This is a genomic window from Ectopseudomonas oleovorans, assembly GCF_003052605.1.
GTDB classification, from domain to species: Bacteria; Pseudomonadota; Gammaproteobacteria; order Pseudomonadales; family Pseudomonadaceae; genus Aquipseudomonas; species Aquipseudomonas oleovorans_A.
The window spans coordinates 1-13,726 of record NZ_QASO01000031.1; the positions used below are offsets into that span (position 1 = coordinate 1).

Below are 13,726 nucleotides of genomic sequence, written 5' to 3' on the forward strand. Positions count from 1 at the left end.
AGTTGCTTGCGGCATTTGACCTGCTCATGGCTGTCGACACCATGAACTTGAAAAACCTGCTTTGCCAAATCCACGCCTATGCGTTTAAGTTTCATGCGGGCTCCCCCTCCGGGATTGTTTGTTTCGTAACCTACAGTCTGGCGCAATGACGCCGTAGGAGGGAGGAGTCCATCTCATTGGGCTACGCTTAGTCGCGCACCAGCTCCAGCGAGCCGCGGAGGATACCGGCCAGGTAATCATCCACGCAGCGCAGTACCAGCTCGCTGCGCCAGCGCTCGGGCTGGGTGGCCAGCTCATCGCGGGTCAACCAGGTGATGCCGCTGATGTCGCTATCCAGCTCGCGCTCGGCGTCATGGCGCACGGGGCGGGCGCTGAAGCAGACGCGCTGATAGGTCACGCCATTACTTAGTGCGGTATAGAGGTAGATGCCGAGCAGGGCGGTGAGCTCGACGTCCCAGCCGGTTTCCTCGAGCGTCTCGCGCAGTGCGGCTTCGCGTAGCGATTCATTGGCTTCCAGGTGCCCGGCCGGCTGGTTGAGTACCAGGCGGCCGGCCTTGAACTCTTCGACGAAGAGGAAACGGCCATCATCTTCGATCACCGTGGCCACGGTGATATGGGGTTGCCACTCCATTTTCGGTGCTCCAAAAAAACGATCAGCGTGCAGGATTTTGTAGGAGCGAGCTCTGCTCGCGAAAAACGGCTTCGCGAGCAGAGCTCGCTCCTACAAAGATTGTCCAGATCCATAAATAAAGAACCCCGGCGCAAGGCCGGGGTTCTTTTGACACTCAAGCCTTATCAGGCATTCAGTGCAGCCAGAGCGGCATTGAAGGTAGCGCTGGGGCGCATCACCTTGCTGGTCAGCTCGGGGTTGGAGCGGTAGTAGCCACCGATGTCGACCGGCTTGCCTTGTACGGCAGCCAGTTCGGCGACGATGGTCGCTTCCTGCTCGGTCAGTTGCTTGGCCAGCGGGGTGAAGCGGGCTTTCAGCTCGGCATCGTCATTCTGCTCGGCCAGGGCTTGTGCCCAGTACAGGGCCAGGTAGAAGTGGCTGCCGCGGTTGTCGATCTCGCCGACCTTGCGCGCCGGGGACTTGTTGTTGTCCAGCAGCTTGCCGGTGGCTTGATCCAGGGTCTTGCCCAGTACCTTGGCCTTGGCGTTGTTGGTCTTGATGCCGGTTTCTTCCAGCGAGACGGCCAGGGCCAGGAACTCGCCCAGGGAATCCCAGCGCAGGTAGTTCTCTTCGACCAGCTGCTGTACGTGCTTGGGTGCCGAGCCGCCGGCGCCGGTTTCGTACATGCCGCCGCCAGCCATCAGCGGAACGATGGACAGCATCTTGGCCGAGGTGCCCAGTTCCATGATCGGGAACAGGTCGGTCAGGTAGTCGCGCAGTACGTTGCCGGTCACCGAGATGGTGTCCTGGCCGCGGATCATGCGCTCCATGGATACGCGGATGGCTTCGTTGTAGCCCATCATGCGGATGTCCAGGCCGCTCAGGTCGTAATCCTTGAGGTACAACTCGACCTTCTTCTGCAGCTCGCGGTCGTGGGCGCGCTCCGGGTCCAGCCAGAAGATGGCCGGGGTGTTGGACTGACGAGCGCGGGTAACGGCCAGCTTGACCCAGTCGCGAATCGGCGCGTCCTTGGTCTGGCAGGCGCGCCAGATGTCGCCGGCTTCGACCTGGTGCTGCATCAGCACGGTGCCGTCGGCAGCCACGACGCGCATGGTGCCGTCGGCGGTCATTTCGAAGGTCTTGTCGTGGGAGCCGTATTCCTCGGCCTTCTGCGCCATCAGGCCGACGTTTGGCACGGTGCCCATGGTGGTCGGGTCGAACGCACCATTGGTTTTGCAGAAGTTGATCATTTCCTGATAGATGCGAGCGTAGGTGCTCTCAGGCATGACGGCCTTGGTGTCTTTCTGCTTGCCGTCCTTGCCCCACATCTGACCGGAGTTGCGGATCATTGCCGGCATCGAGGCGTCGACGATGACGTCGCTCGGAATGTGCAAGTTGGTAATGCCCTTGACCGAGTCGACCATGGCCATTTCCGGGCGATGGGCGTAGACCTCGTGGATGTCATGGAGGATTTCTTCCTGCTGCGAGGCTGGCAGCGACTTGATCTTGTCGTAGACGCTGCTGATACCGTTGTTCGGGTTGACGCCCAGTTCCTTGAACAGATCGCCGTACTTGTCGAACACGTCCTTGTAGTAAACGCTGACGGCGTGGCCGAAGACGATCGGGTGGGAGACCTTCATCATGGTCGCCTTGACGTGCAGGGACCACATCACGCCGGTTTCCTTGCAGTCTTGCAGGGTCTTCTCGAAGAAGTCACGCAGCTTGCGGCAGCTCATGAACATGCTGTCGAACACTTCGCCTTCCTGCAGGGCGAGCTGTTTCTTGACCTCGACCTTGCCGTCCTTGCCGACGAACTCGATGCGCACGTCACCGGCCTTGGCCATGGTGATCGACTGCTCGCTGGAGAAGAAGTCGCCGCCGCGCATGTAGTCGGCGTGGGACTGCGAAGCCATGCTCCACTTGCCCATGCTGTGCGGGTGCTTGCGGGCATAGGCCTTGACCGCGGCCGGGGCGCGGCGGTCGGAGTTGCCTTCGCGCAGAACCGGGTTCACGGCGCTGCCCAGGATTTTGGCGTAGCGGCCGCGAACTTCTTTGTCTTCGTCGTTCTGCGGATCTTCCGGGAAGTCCGGAATGTTATAGCCCTGAGCCTGCAGCTCGGCGATGGCTGCCTTGAGCTGAGGTACGGAGGCGCTGATGTTCGGCAGTTTGATGATGTTGGCGTCCGGCTGCAGGGTCAGCTCGGCCAGTTTGGCCAGGTCGTCATCGATGCGCTTGTCGGCGTCCAGGCGGTCGGCAAAGCTTGCCAGGATCCGTCCAGCAAGAGAGATGTCGCGGGTTTCAACGGAGATGTCAGCCGAGGCGGCAAAGGCTTCTACAATGGGCAGAAGCGAATAGGTAGCGAGGGCCGGAGCTTCGTCGGTGAAGGTGTAGATGATCTTCGAAGGGGTGGACATTTAGGGTTAACTCTCTTCTTTGCTGAGCGCGCATAGAAACTCGACCTGCGCGGGTAGGCGCTTGAGCCCCATGATGGCGGGGCTGGGTCGAGGACTCGCCGCGGTGATGTTGGATGCACCCGTAGAGTGTCGAGCATTTCGAGCCGGCAGACAGTGGTGGCCGTGTACCGGTTGCAAGAGGTTGCTGCCTGGTTCAGGCAGGCTGCCCCTTATGACTCGTTAGTCACCTAAGCAGTATACCACTGCGACGCCTCGCCACAGAATGCCCAGTTGCATAAGACCTTTGCACATGTGTCTCCTTGAGCGGTTTGCGCTACTCTCGGAGATGCATACTGCCTAACCACAAGATGGAGTCCAGCATGGGATACCAAAAGATCCAGGTGCCAGCCAGCGGTGACAAAATCACCGTTAACGCCGATATGTCGCTGAATGTTCCAGACAATCCGATCATCCCGTTCATCGAGGGTGACGGTATTGGTGTCGATATTTCCCCGGTGATGATCAAGGTGGTCGACGCTGCGGTGGCGAAGGCCTACGGCGGCGCCCGCAAGATCTCCTGGATGGAGGTTTATGCCGGCGAGAAAGCCACTCAGGTTTACGATCAGGACACCTGGCTGCCGAAAGAAACCCTCGAGGCCGTGCGTGATTACGTGGTCTCGATCAAAGGCCCACTGACCACGCCCGTTGGTGGTGGCATTCGCTCGCTGAACGTAGCCCTGCGCCAGGAGCTCGACCTTTATGTCTGCCTGCGCCCGGTGCGCTGGTTCGAGGGCGTGCCCAGCCCGGTGAAGAAACCGGGTGACGTGGACATGGTGATCTTCCGCGAGAACTCCGAAGACATCTATGCCGGCGTCGAATGGAAGGCCGGCAGCCCTGAAGCCGAGAAAGTCATCAAGTTCCTCACCGAGGAGATGGGCGTCAAGAAGATCCGCTTTACCGACATGTGCGGTATCGGCATCAAACCGGTCTCCGAAGCGGGCACCAAGCGCCTGGTGCGCAAGGCGCTGCAGTACGCAGTCGATAACGACCGCAGCTCGGTGACCCTGGTGCACAAGGGCAACATCATGAAGTTCACCGAAGGCGCCTTCAAGGAATGGGGCTACGAGATTGCCCGTGAGGAATTCGGTGCCGAGTTGCTCGATGGCGGCCCGTGGATGCAGTTCAAGAATCCGCGCACCGGCAAGAATATCGTGGTCAAGGACGTGATCGCCGACGCCATGCTGCAACAGATTCTGCTGCGTCCGGCTGAATATGACGTGATCGCTACCCTAAACCTCAATGGCGACTATCTGTCCGATGCGCTGGCGGCCGAGGTGGGGGGTATCGGCATCGCGCCGGGTGCCAACCTGTCCGACTCGGTGGCCATGTTCGAAGCGACGCACGGTACGGCGCCCAAGTACGCTGGCCAGGACAAGGTCAACCCGGGCTCGATCATCCTTTCTGCCGAAATGATGCTGCGTCATATGGGTTGGGCCGAGGCTGCCGATCTGATCATCAAGGGCACCAATGGCGCCATCGCTGCGAAGACGGTCACCTATGACTTCGAGCGCCTGATGGAAGGAGCGAAGTTGATGTCATGCTCCGAATTTGGCGATGCGATGATCAGCCATATGTAGGCTGATTCAGGTGTGAAAAAAGGCCGGTCAAATGACCGGCCTTTTCGTGACGATTTGCCAGAATGCTCAGGCTTCGACAGGGCTCGCGACAGTGTGCGCCTGGGGTAAGGCCGCTGGGGCGCCCTGGTTGGCGGTAACCGCGCTGATATTGATGGCATGCAGGCCCTTGGGGCCTTGCACAATCTCGAAGCGAACCGGTTGGCCGGCCTTGAGCGTTTTGTAACCGTCCATCTGGATAGCCGAGTAGTGGGCGAACAGGTCCTCATCTCGGCCATCGGCCAGGATGAATCCATAACCTTTGGCGTTGTTGAACCACTTGACCTTACCGCTGAGCATGCTGATATCCCTCTGCAAAGGACTCCATCTCTGGAGTATCATCCACCCTGATTCCGCGCGATAACCGACCAGGCTGGGCGAAGGTGCGGAATCCCTGATACCCGCGTATGGGTACTCATTTGTTGTAACACCCTTTTGCCGTTAGTCAAGGCTATACGGCGGATGGCTGAGAACTCAGTCAAACTCCTTCTAGCATCCCCGTTCGCCCGGCCCTGAACCTCTGATTTCAGCATGCATGCAAGTAGCCAGATTCGACTAACATTCAATCAGGATCACCCGGCAGAGCATGAGGATGACTCCTCTGGTATCGCTGTTCAGGAATCCAAGCCAGCATTGCAGGCGCCACCGATGTACAAGGTGGTCTTATTCAATGACGACTACACCCCGATGGATTTCGTTGTCGAAGTGCTCGAAACGTTTTTTGGCATGAACCGGGAGTTGGCGACCAAGATCATGCTGGCCGTCCATACAGAAGGGCGTGCGGTGTGTGGTGTGTACACCCGTGATATTGCGGAGACCAAGGCAATGCAGGTCAACCAATACGCGCGAGAGAGCCAGCATCCGCTACTCTGTGAAATAGAGAAGGACGGTTAACGCCGGCCAATTGGGTATGAGGTGAAGCTATGTTGAATCGAGAGCTCGAAGTCACCCTCAATCTGGCTTTCAAGGAGGCCCGTGCCAGGCGTCATGAATTCATGACGGTCGAGCACCTGCTGCTCGCCTTGCTGGATAACGAGGCAGCCGCCAGTGTGCTGCGGGCCTGTGGGGCCAACCTCGACAAGCTGCGCCACGATCTGCAGGAGTTTATCGACTCCACCACGCCACTGATTCCTCAGCACGATGAAGACCGCGAAACCCAGCCGACTCTGGGCTTCCAGCGCGTTCTGCAGCGTGCTGTCTTCCATGTGCAGAGCTCCGGCAAGCGTGAAGTGACCGGCGCCAACGTGCTGGTGGCGATCTTCAGCGAGCAGGAAAGTCAGGCCGTGTTCCTGCTCAAGCAGCAGAGCGTGGCGCGCATCGATGTGGTCAACTACATCGCCCATGGCATCTCCAAGGTGCCTGGGCATGGCGATCACCACGAAAATGATCAGGACATGCAGGATGAGGAGGGCGGTGAGTCCTCAGCATCCGGCAATCCGCTGGATGCCTACGCCAGCAACCTCAACGAACTGGCTCGTCAGGGACGTATCGATCCACTGGTCGGTCGCGAGCATGAAGTCGAGCGTGTTGCGCAGATTCTCGCGCGTCGGCGCAAGAACAACCCACTGCTGGTAGGCGAGGCCGGTGTCGGCAAGACAGCCATCGCCGAAGGCCTGGCCAAGCGTATCGTTGACGAGCAGGTGCCCGACCTGCTGGCTGACAGCGTGGTCTATTCTCTGGATCTCGGTGCGCTGCTGGCCGGCACCAAGTACCGCGGCGACTTCGAGAAGCGCTTCAAGGCGCTGCTCAATGAGCTGCGCAAGCGGCCGCATGCGATCCTCTTCATCGACGAGATTCACACCATCATCGGTGCTGGCGCGGCGTCGGGCGGGGTCATGGATGCCTCCAATCTGCTCAAGCCGATGCTGTCCTCGGGTGAGATTCGCTGCATCGGTTCCACCACCTTCCAGGAATTCCGCGGCATCTTCGAGAAGGACCGTGCGCTGGCGCGACGCTTCCAGAAGGTCGACGTGGTCGAGCCTTCGGTAGAGGACACCGTCGGCATTCTCAAGGGGCTCAAGGCGCGCTTCGAGCAGCATCACCACATCGAATACAGTGACGAAGCCCTGCGTGCAGCGGCTGAATTGGCTGCGCGCTACATCAATGATCGGCACATGCCGGACAAGGCCATCGACGTCATCGACGAGGCCGGCGCCTACCAGCGCCTGCAGCCGGAAGACAAGCGCGTGGCGCGTATTGAGGTAGCACAGGTCGAGGATATCGTCGCCAAGATCGCGCGGATTCCGCCGAAGCATGTCTCCAGTTCCGACAAGGAACTGCTGCGTAACCTGGAGCGTGATCTCAAGCTCACCGTGTTCGGCCAGGATGCTGCCATCGACTCGCTGGCCACTGCGATCAAGCTGTCGCGCGCCGGACTCAAGGCGCCGGACAAGCCGGTCGGCTCCTTCCTGTTCGCCGGCCCCACGGGCGTGGGCAAGACCGAAGCGGCGCGGCAGTTGGCCAAGGCCATGGGTATCGAGCTGGTGCGTTTCGACATGTCCGAGTACATGGAGCGTCACACCGTGTCGCGCCTGATCGGTGCGCCGCCCGGTTACGTTGGTTTCGACCAGGGTGGCTTGCTGACCGAGGCGATCACCAAGCAGCCGCACTGCGTGCTGTTGCTCGATGAGATCGAGAAGGCGCATCCGGAAGTCTTCAACCTGCTGTTGCAGGTGATGGACCACGGCACGCTGACTGACAACAATGGACGCAAGGCGGACTTCCGCAACGTGATCCTGATCATGACCACCAACGCCGGTGCGGAAACCGCTTCGCGTGCGTCGATCGGTTTCACCCAGCAGGATCACTCCACCGATGCCATGGAAGTCATCAAGAAGAGCTTCACGCCGGAGTTCCGCAACCGTCTGGACACTATCATCCAGTTTGGTCGTCTCAGTCACGAAACTATCAAGAGCATCGTCGACAAGTTCCTCACCGAGCTGCAGGCGCAGCTCGAAGACAAGCGTGTCACGCTGGAAGTCAGCGATGCGGCGCGCAGCTGGCTGGCCGAGCGCGGTTACGATGTGATGATGGGGGCCAGACCGATGGCACGCCTGATCCAGGACAAGATCAAGCGTCCGCTGGCGGAGGAAATCCTCTTCGGCGAGCTGGCCGAGCATGGCGGTGTGGTGCACATCGACATCAAGGGTGGCGAGCCCAGCTTCGAGTTCGAGACGGCGGCAGAGGTCGCCTGATCGAATGGCCTCAAGTGCACTGAAAGCCCTGGTGGCTTTCAGTAAGTCAACGAAAACGCCCGGCATATGCCGGGCGTTTTCGTTTGGTGCTTGGCTTAACGGGCGCGGTAGGTAATGCGGCCCTTGCTCAAGTCATAAGGCGTCAGCTCAACGCGCACCTTGTCACCAGTGAGAATGCGGATGTAGTTCTTGCGCATCTTGCCGGAGATGTGCGCGGTAACGACGTGCCCGTTTTCCAACTCCACGCGGAACATGGTGTTGGGCAGGGTGTCGACGACAGTGCCTTCCATTTCGAAGCTGTCTTCTTTCGACATGCAGTAAAGCCCTCGGTATCCAGGAAATGGCCCGGTGCAACTGGCGCCAGGCAAAAGCGGCGTGCATTGTGCCCGAAAACAGTGGGCTGCGCCAAGTGGCTTGGAGTGTCGAACTGACTGGGATGGTGGCTGAGAGGTTAGGGTCTGTTGCCGTTTCGACGCGAGCCGCGTTGCTGCGCCAAATTGCGCCACGCGAGGCGCGGGATGCAGGTAATGGTCGTTCCCTTGCCAAATCCCGCAACGACGCATGGCGTAATTTGCCGCGCAACCCGAAGGGACGGCCAGTTTTTGCGTGGTACGTCGTTACTCGACGGCTCATTTGGGCGACCAAACTTCGCGTCTCGCGCCTAGCCCCACGCAAAAACTGGCTCCGTCGCGGCCGTGCGCGAAACGGCAACAGACCCTAGGTAAGCAGTGTCCAGCGCTGATTAACGAATAGTTCGATGGGGCGGTACTGGGTCTTGTAGTTCATCTTCCGACAATTCTTGATCCAGTAGCCGAGGTAGACGGCCTCCAGCCCCAGGCGCTCGGCCTCGCCGATTTGCCAGAGGATGGCGAATCGCCCCAGGCTGCGGCGTTCTTCGGTGGGGTCATAGAAGGTATAAACCGCTGACAGACCGTTTGGCAGAACGTCAGTGACTGCGATGGCGACCAATCTGCCTTGCAGACGAAACTCGTAGAAGCGTGAGAACGGCAGGTCGCGAATCAGAAAGGTCGAGAACTGGTCACGGCTCGGTGGGTACATGTCACCATCGGCATGGCGCTGCTCGATATAGCCCACGTAGAGATCGTAATACTCTTCAGTGAATGCCGGGCGCACGCAGCGAATTACGATGTCTTCATTGCGTTTGAGGATGCGCCGCTGCTGGCGGTTAGGTGTGAAGCGCGCAGCAGGAATGCGTGCAGGAATGCAGGCGGTGCACTGCTGGCAATGCGGTCGGTAGAGGTGGTCGCCGCTGCGGCGAAAGCCCATTTCCGAAAGTTCTGCATAAACCAGCACATCCATGGGCTGGCTGGGGTCGAGAAACAGGGTGGTGGCCTGTTCTTCCGGCAGATAGCTGCATGGATGGGGTTGAGTGGCATAGAACTTCAGGCGGGCCAGCTCGGTCATGGCGGTGTCTCGGGGAAGCCTGATAAAGAGTGTATGCCAGGCTGCGAAGATCGACTAGGCGAGCCAATCTGCTCCGGTGGGCAGATCGAGGTGACACTTGAGGTATTCGGCGAAGCTGGCGCGCGGTATGGCCCTGGCGCCGAAGCTGCGCAGGTGCTGTGTGGGCATCTGGCAGTCGATGAGTACAAAGCCCCAGTCTCGAAGTTTGCCGACCAGTGTGGCGAAACCGACTTTCGAGGCATTGTCGGCGCGGCTGAACATGGATTCGCCGAAGAACAGCTGCCCCATCGCCAGGCCGTAAAGCCCGCCGACCAGTTGATCCTCCTGCCAGACTTCGACCGAGTGGGCGATGCCGCGCTCATGCAGCTGCAGGTAAGCCTCCTGCATGCTACGGGTAATCCAGGTGCCATCGGCGTAGGTGCGCGGCTCGGCGCAGGCCTGTATGACGGCGGCGAAGTCCTGATCGAAGGTGACGCGGTAGCGCTGCTGGCGCAGCAGCTTGGCCAGGCTGCGGGAGACATGCAGCTCCTCGGGGAACAGAACGGTACGCGGATCGGGTGACCACCAGAGAATCGGCTGGCCATCCTGAAACCAGGGAAAGCAGCCGTGCCGATAGGCGCTGATCAGGCGGTCGGCGCTCAGGTCGCCACCAGCAGCGAGCAGGCCGTTGGGTTCGCGCATGGCTTTTGCCAGTGGCGGGAACTGCAGGGAGTCACGTTGCAGCCAGGTCAGCATGCGCGCTTGTCCATTGGGGCGGGGGAGGGCGAGCGGGGCGGCTCGCCCTTGTCCATCAGTTGCTGTCGAGGAACTTCTCGACGTCCAGTGCGGCCATGCAGCCGGCGCCGGCCGAGGTAATGGCCTGGCGGTAGACGTGGTCGGCCACGTCGCCGGCGGCGAATACGCCCTCGATGCTGGTAGCAGTGGCATTGCCTTCGCTGCCGCCTTTGATCTTCAGGTAGCCGTCATGCATGTCCAGCTGGCCGACGAACAGTTCGGTATTGGGTTTGTGGCCGATGGCGATGAACACGCCGGCCAGGGCCAGCTCCTTGGTGCTGCCGTCGAGGGTGCTTTTCAGGCGTACGCCAGTTACGCCGCTCTGGTCGCCCAGCACCTCATCCAGGGTGTGGTTCCAGTGCAGGCGCATGTTGCCGTTCTCGACCTTATCGAACAGTTTGTCCTGCAGGATCTTCTCCGAGCGAAGCTTGTCGCGGCGGTGCACCAGGTGCACTTCCTTGGCGATGTTCGACAGGTACAGCGCCTCTTCGACGGCGGTATTGCCGCCGCCGATCACGGCGACCACCTGATTGCGGTAGAAGAAGCCGTCGCAGGTGGCGCAGGCCGAAACGCCCTTGCCGGAAAACGCCTCTTCCGATGGCAGGCCGAGGTACTGGGCACTGGCGCCGGTGGCAATGATCAGGGCATCGCAGCTGTAAGTGCCGCTGTCACCCTTGAGCACGAAGGGACGGCTCTGCAACTCAGCGGTATGGATGTGGTCGTAAATGATCTCGGTGTCGAAGCGCTCGGCATGCTTCTGCATGCGCTCCATCAGCGCCGGGCCGGTGAGGCCTTCGACGTCGCCCGGCCAGTTGTCCACTTCGGTGGTGGTGGTGAGCTGACCGCCAGGCTGGATGCCGGTGATCACGACGGGTTTCAGGTTGGCGCGCGCAGCATACACGGCAGCGCTATAACCGGCTGGGCCGGAACCCAGGATGATCAGGCGGGAATGCTTGACTTCGCTCATAAAAAAACCCCATAAGCCTTTGTCACAAAAGAGAATGCGTGCTCCAATTGAGCCGCATGGAAGCTGCTGGCGGCTATGCTACACCGAAGCAGGGTGGGTGCGGGAGCTTGGCAATTGGCCTCGGCGTCAGGCTGGCCCTACAATAAGCCGCTTGTGATCAACCACCAGATGGACGCGCCAAGGGCGCAGGAAATGGCTGTTTTGAAGAATTCCACCACCCAGATTACCGACTGGCGCCACAAGCTTCAGTATCGACTGAAGGAAGGCGCGTTGATCGCCCTGGGCGCGATGTGCCTGTACCTGCTGATGGCACTGTTGACCTATAACGTGGCTGATCCGGCCTGGGACAACAGCGTGCAGGTCGAGCGCATCATCAATGCCGGTGGCAGTATTGGTGCTTGGCTCTCCAGCGCGTTGTTCGGCGCCCTGGGTTACTTCGCCTACATCTTCCCCCTGTTGCTGGCCGCCAAGACCTGGCAGGTGTTTCGCACCCGTAATCAACCCTGGCACTGGAATGGCTGGCTGTTTTCCTGGCACAGCATCGGTCTGGTCTTTCTGATTCTTTCCGGCGCAGCGTTGGGTGACATTCATTTTGCCGCCGCGGCCGGCATGCAGGGTTCCGGCGGCGGCATGCTGGGTGCCAGCCTGGGCGATTTGGCCGTGCATGCGCTGAACGTACAGGGCAGTACGCTGATTTTTCTGGCGCTGTTCCTGTTCGGTTTGACCGTATTCACCGACCTGTCCTGGTTCCGCGTGATGGATCTGACCGGCAAGATCACCCTCGATCTGCTCGAGCTGATTCACGGTGCCATCACCAGCTGGTGGAACGCCCGCAGCGAACGCAAGCAGATGAAGATCCAGCTGCGCGAGCTGGACGAACGCGTCATCGAGGTGGCCGCGCCGGTGGTGCCGGATCGTCGTGAGCAGGCCAGGGTCAAGGAGCGTCTGCTCGAGCGCGAAGAGTCGCTGAGCAAGCACATGAGCGAGCGCGAGAAGCGCCCTGCGCCGGTCATCGCCACGCCGCCAGTGGTCAAGGCGCCAGAGCCTAGCAAGCGCGTGCAGAAAGAAAAGCAGGCGCCGTTGTTTGTTGACAGCGCGGTGGAAGGCACCTTGCCGCCGATTTCCCTGCTCGACCCGGCGGAAGCCAAGAAGGTCGAGTATTCGCCGGAGTCGCTCAAGGGCGTCGGCCATCTGCTGGAAATCAAGCTCAAGGAGTTCGGCGTCGAAGTGGCGGTGGATTCGATCCACCCGGGCCCGGTGATCACCCGCTACGAAATTCAGCCGGCTGCCGGGGTCAAGGTCAGTCGCATCGCCAACCTGGCCAAGGATCTGGCGCGTTCGCTGGCCGTGACCAGCGTGCGTGTGGTCGAGGTCATTCCGGGTAAGACCACCGTCGGTATCGAGATTCCCAACGAGAACCGCCAGATCGTGCGTTTCTCCGAGGTGCTGTCGACCCCCGAATACGATGATGCCAAGTCGCCGGTCACCCTGGCGCTGGGGCATGACATTGGCGGCAAACCGGTGATTACCGATCTGGCCAAGATGCCGCACTTGCTGGTTGCAGGTACGACTGGTTCGGGTAAGTCGGTCGGCGTGAATGCGATGATTCTGTCGATTCTGTTCAAGTCGACTCCGGAAGACGCCAAGCTGATCATGATCGACCCGAAAATGCTCGAGTTGTCGATTTACGAAGGCATCCCGCACCTGCTTTGCCCGGTCGTCACCGATATGAAGGAAGCGGCCAACGCCTTGCGTTGGAGCGTTGCCGAGATGGAGCGCCGCTACAAGCTGATGTCGAAGATGGGCGTGCGCAACCTGGCGGGCTTCAACCGCAAGGTCAAGGATGCCATCGAGGCTGGCGAGCCATTGGCTGACCCGCTGTTCCGCCGCGAAAGCATGGAAGACGAAGCGCCGCTGCTCAAACCGTTGCCGACCATCGTCGTGGTGGTCGATGAATTCGCCGACATGATGATGATCGTCGGCAAGAAGGTCGAAGAGCTGATCGCGCGTATCGCTCAGAAGGCACGTGCGGCCGGTATTCACCTGATTCTCGCCACCCAGCGCCCCTCGGTGGACGTGATCACCGGCCTGATCAAGGCCAACATCCCGACCCGCATGGCGTTCCAGGTCTCGAGCAAGATCGACTCGCGCACCATCATCGACCAGGGCGGTGCTGAGCAATTGCTTGGCCACGGTGACATGCTCTACATGCCGCCCGGCACCAGCTTGCCTATTCGTGTTCACGGCGCCTTTGTCTCCGACGATGAAGTGCATCGCGTGGTCGAGGCCTGGAAGCTGCGTGGCGCGCCGGATTACAACGAAGATATCCTCGCCGGCGCCGAAGAAGGTGGCAGCGGCTTCGAGGGTGGCGGCAGTGGTGAGGGTGGTGAGGGCAGCGAGGAAGATCCGCTGTACGACGAAGCCGTCAACTTCGTGCTGGAAAGCCGCCGTGCTTCCATTTCCGCCGTGCAGCGCAAGCTGAAGATCGGTTACAACCGCGCCGCGCGGATGATCGAGGCAATGGAAATGGCCGGCGTGGTCAGCTCGATGAACACCAACGGCTCACGCGAAGTGCTGGCGCCCGGTTCATCTCGTGACTGAGTGTTGCCGTCACGGATAAACCGCTGATTTCGCGGTCTACAGGATTCACGGCAGCCCGGGCTGCCGAGCAGTGCGAGGTGTGCAGTTGC

Annotated in this window: 12 protein-coding genes; 4 read left to right on the forward strand and 8 right to left on the reverse strand. The window is 60.4% G+C overall.

The features are described 5' to 3' along the window. The 3 genes from DBO86_RS26460 to DBO86_RS05180 all read right to left on the reverse strand — a co-directional run. On the reverse strand, positions 1 to 95 hold a 95-nt coding region (locus tag DBO86_RS26460; protein WP_244185501.1), incomplete at its 3' end, for a hypothetical protein. A 92-nt stretch (positions 96 to 187) separates the two neighbouring features. Beyond that, positions 188 to 631, reverse strand: coding sequence for an NUDIX hydrolase (locus DBO86_RS05175; RefSeq protein WP_108233145.1), 444 nt, complete (start codon positions 629 to 631; stop codon positions 188 to 190). Positions 632 to 795: 164 nt separating this feature from the next. After that, positions 796 to 3,024, reverse strand: a complete 2,229-nt coding sequence (locus DBO86_RS05180) for an NADP-dependent isocitrate dehydrogenase (protein WP_108233146.1) — start codon at positions 3,022 to 3,024, stop codon at positions 796 to 798. Between the two features lie 359 nt (positions 3,025 to 3,383). On the opposite strand from DBO86_RS05180, the gene icd reads away from it, so the two are divergent. Continuing rightward, a complete protein-coding gene (gene icd / locus DBO86_RS05185) occupies positions 3,384 to 4,640 on the forward strand; it encodes an NADP-dependent isocitrate dehydrogenase (RefSeq protein WP_084340203.1) in 1,257 nt (418 codons plus the stop codon). A gap of 66 nt (positions 4,641 to 4,706) precedes the next feature. On the opposite strand, the gene cspD is transcribed toward icd, so the two are convergent. Beyond that, positions 4,707 to 4,976 (reverse strand): cold shock domain-containing protein CspD, encoded by a 270-nt coding sequence (gene cspD / locus DBO86_RS05190; RefSeq protein WP_003460433.1) that lies wholly within the window; start codon positions 4,974 to 4,976, stop codon positions 4,707 to 4,709. Between the two features lie 231 nt (positions 4,977 to 5,207). Between cspD and clpS the strand changes: the two genes are divergently transcribed. Further along, complete coding sequence (gene clpS, locus DBO86_RS05195) at positions 5,208 to 5,570, forward strand: ATP-dependent Clp protease adapter ClpS (RefSeq protein WP_003460431.1); 363 nt, start codon at positions 5,208 to 5,210, stop codon at positions 5,568 to 5,570. 29 nt (positions 5,571 to 5,599) lie between these two features. Next, entirely contained in the window at positions 5,600 to 7,870 is a 2,271-nt protein-coding gene (gene clpA, locus DBO86_RS05200; protein ID WP_108233147.1) for an ATP-dependent Clp protease ATP-binding subunit ClpA, read from the forward strand. Between the two features lie 95 nt (positions 7,871 to 7,965). Here clpA and infA read toward each other — a convergent pair whose 3' ends face one another. The 4 genes from infA to trxB form a co-directional block, all read right to left on the reverse strand. Continuing rightward, complete coding sequence (gene infA, locus DBO86_RS05205) at positions 7,966 to 8,184, reverse strand: translation initiation factor IF-1 (protein ID WP_002553999.1); 219 nt, start codon at positions 8,182 to 8,184, stop codon at positions 7,966 to 7,968. Between the two features lie 403 nt (positions 8,185 to 8,587). Continuing rightward, a complete protein-coding gene (locus DBO86_RS05210) occupies positions 8,588 to 9,295 on the reverse strand; it encodes an arginyltransferase (RefSeq protein ID WP_003460426.1) in 708 nt (235 codons plus the stop codon). A gap of 54 nt (positions 9,296 to 9,349) precedes the next feature. Further along, positions 9,350 to 10,030: a leucyl/phenylalanyl-tRNA--protein transferase gene (gene aat / locus DBO86_RS05215; protein WP_074858399.1), complete on the reverse strand. Its 681-nt coding sequence runs from the start codon at positions 10,028 to 10,030 to the stop codon at positions 9,350 to 9,352. A gap of 55 nt (positions 10,031 to 10,085) precedes the next feature. Beyond that, the gene (gene trxB / locus DBO86_RS05220; protein ID WP_024308152.1) at positions 10,086 to 11,036 is read right to left on the reverse strand and encodes a thioredoxin-disulfide reductase; all 951 of its coding nucleotides are present in this window, start codon (positions 11,034 to 11,036) and stop codon (positions 10,086 to 10,088) included. Positions 11,037 to 11,228: 192 nt separating this feature from the next. Between trxB and DBO86_RS05225 the strand changes: the two genes are divergently transcribed. Next, positions 11,229 to 13,637: a DNA translocase FtsK gene (locus tag DBO86_RS05225; RefSeq protein ID WP_425266781.1), complete on the forward strand. Its 2,409-nt coding sequence runs from the start codon at positions 11,229 to 11,231 to the stop codon at positions 13,635 to 13,637. The last annotated feature ends 89 nt before the right edge of the window (positions 13,638 to 13,726 follow it).

Excerpts from the sequence above, each read along its gene's own strand:
- DBO86_RS05225 (WP_425266781.1), top strand. The coding sequence starts at position 11,229 with ATGGCTGTTTTGAAGAATTCCACCACCCAGATTACCGACTGGCGCCAC.
- clpA (WP_108233147.1), top strand. The coding sequence starts at position 5,600 with ATGTTGAATCGAGAGCTCGAAGTCACCCTCAATCTGGCTTTCAAGGAG.
- cspD (WP_003460433.1), bottom strand. The coding sequence starts at position 4,976 with ATGCTCAGCGGTAAGGTCAAGTGGTTCAACAACGCCAAAGGTTATGGA.
- clpS (WP_003460431.1), top strand. The coding sequence starts at position 5,208 with ATGCATGCAAGTAGCCAGATTCGACTAACATTCAATCAGGATCACCCG.
- trxB (WP_024308152.1), bottom strand. The coding sequence starts at position 11,036 with ATGAGCGAAGTCAAGCATTCCCGCCTGATCATCCTGGGTTCCGGCCCA.
- DBO86_RS05210 (WP_003460426.1), bottom strand. The coding sequence starts at position 9,295 with ATGACCGAGCTGGCCCGCCTGAAGTTCTATGCCACTCAACCCCATCCA.
- DBO86_RS05180 (WP_108233146.1), bottom strand. The coding sequence starts at position 3,024 with ATGTCCACCCCTTCGAAGATCATCTACACCTTCACCGACGAAGCTCCG.
- DBO86_RS05175 (WP_108233145.1), bottom strand. The coding sequence starts at position 631 with ATGGAGTGGCAACCCCATATCACCGTGGCCACGGTGATCGAAGATGAT.
- infA (WP_002553999.1), bottom strand. The coding sequence starts at position 8,184 with ATGTCGAAAGAAGACAGCTTCGAAATGGAAGGCACTGTCGTCGACACC.
- aat (WP_074858399.1), bottom strand. The coding sequence starts at position 10,030 with ATGCTGACCTGGCTGCAACGTGACTCCCTGCAGTTCCCGCCACTGGCA.
- icd (WP_084340203.1), top strand. The coding sequence starts at position 3,384 with ATGGGATACCAAAAGATCCAGGTGCCAGCCAGCGGTGACAAAATCACC.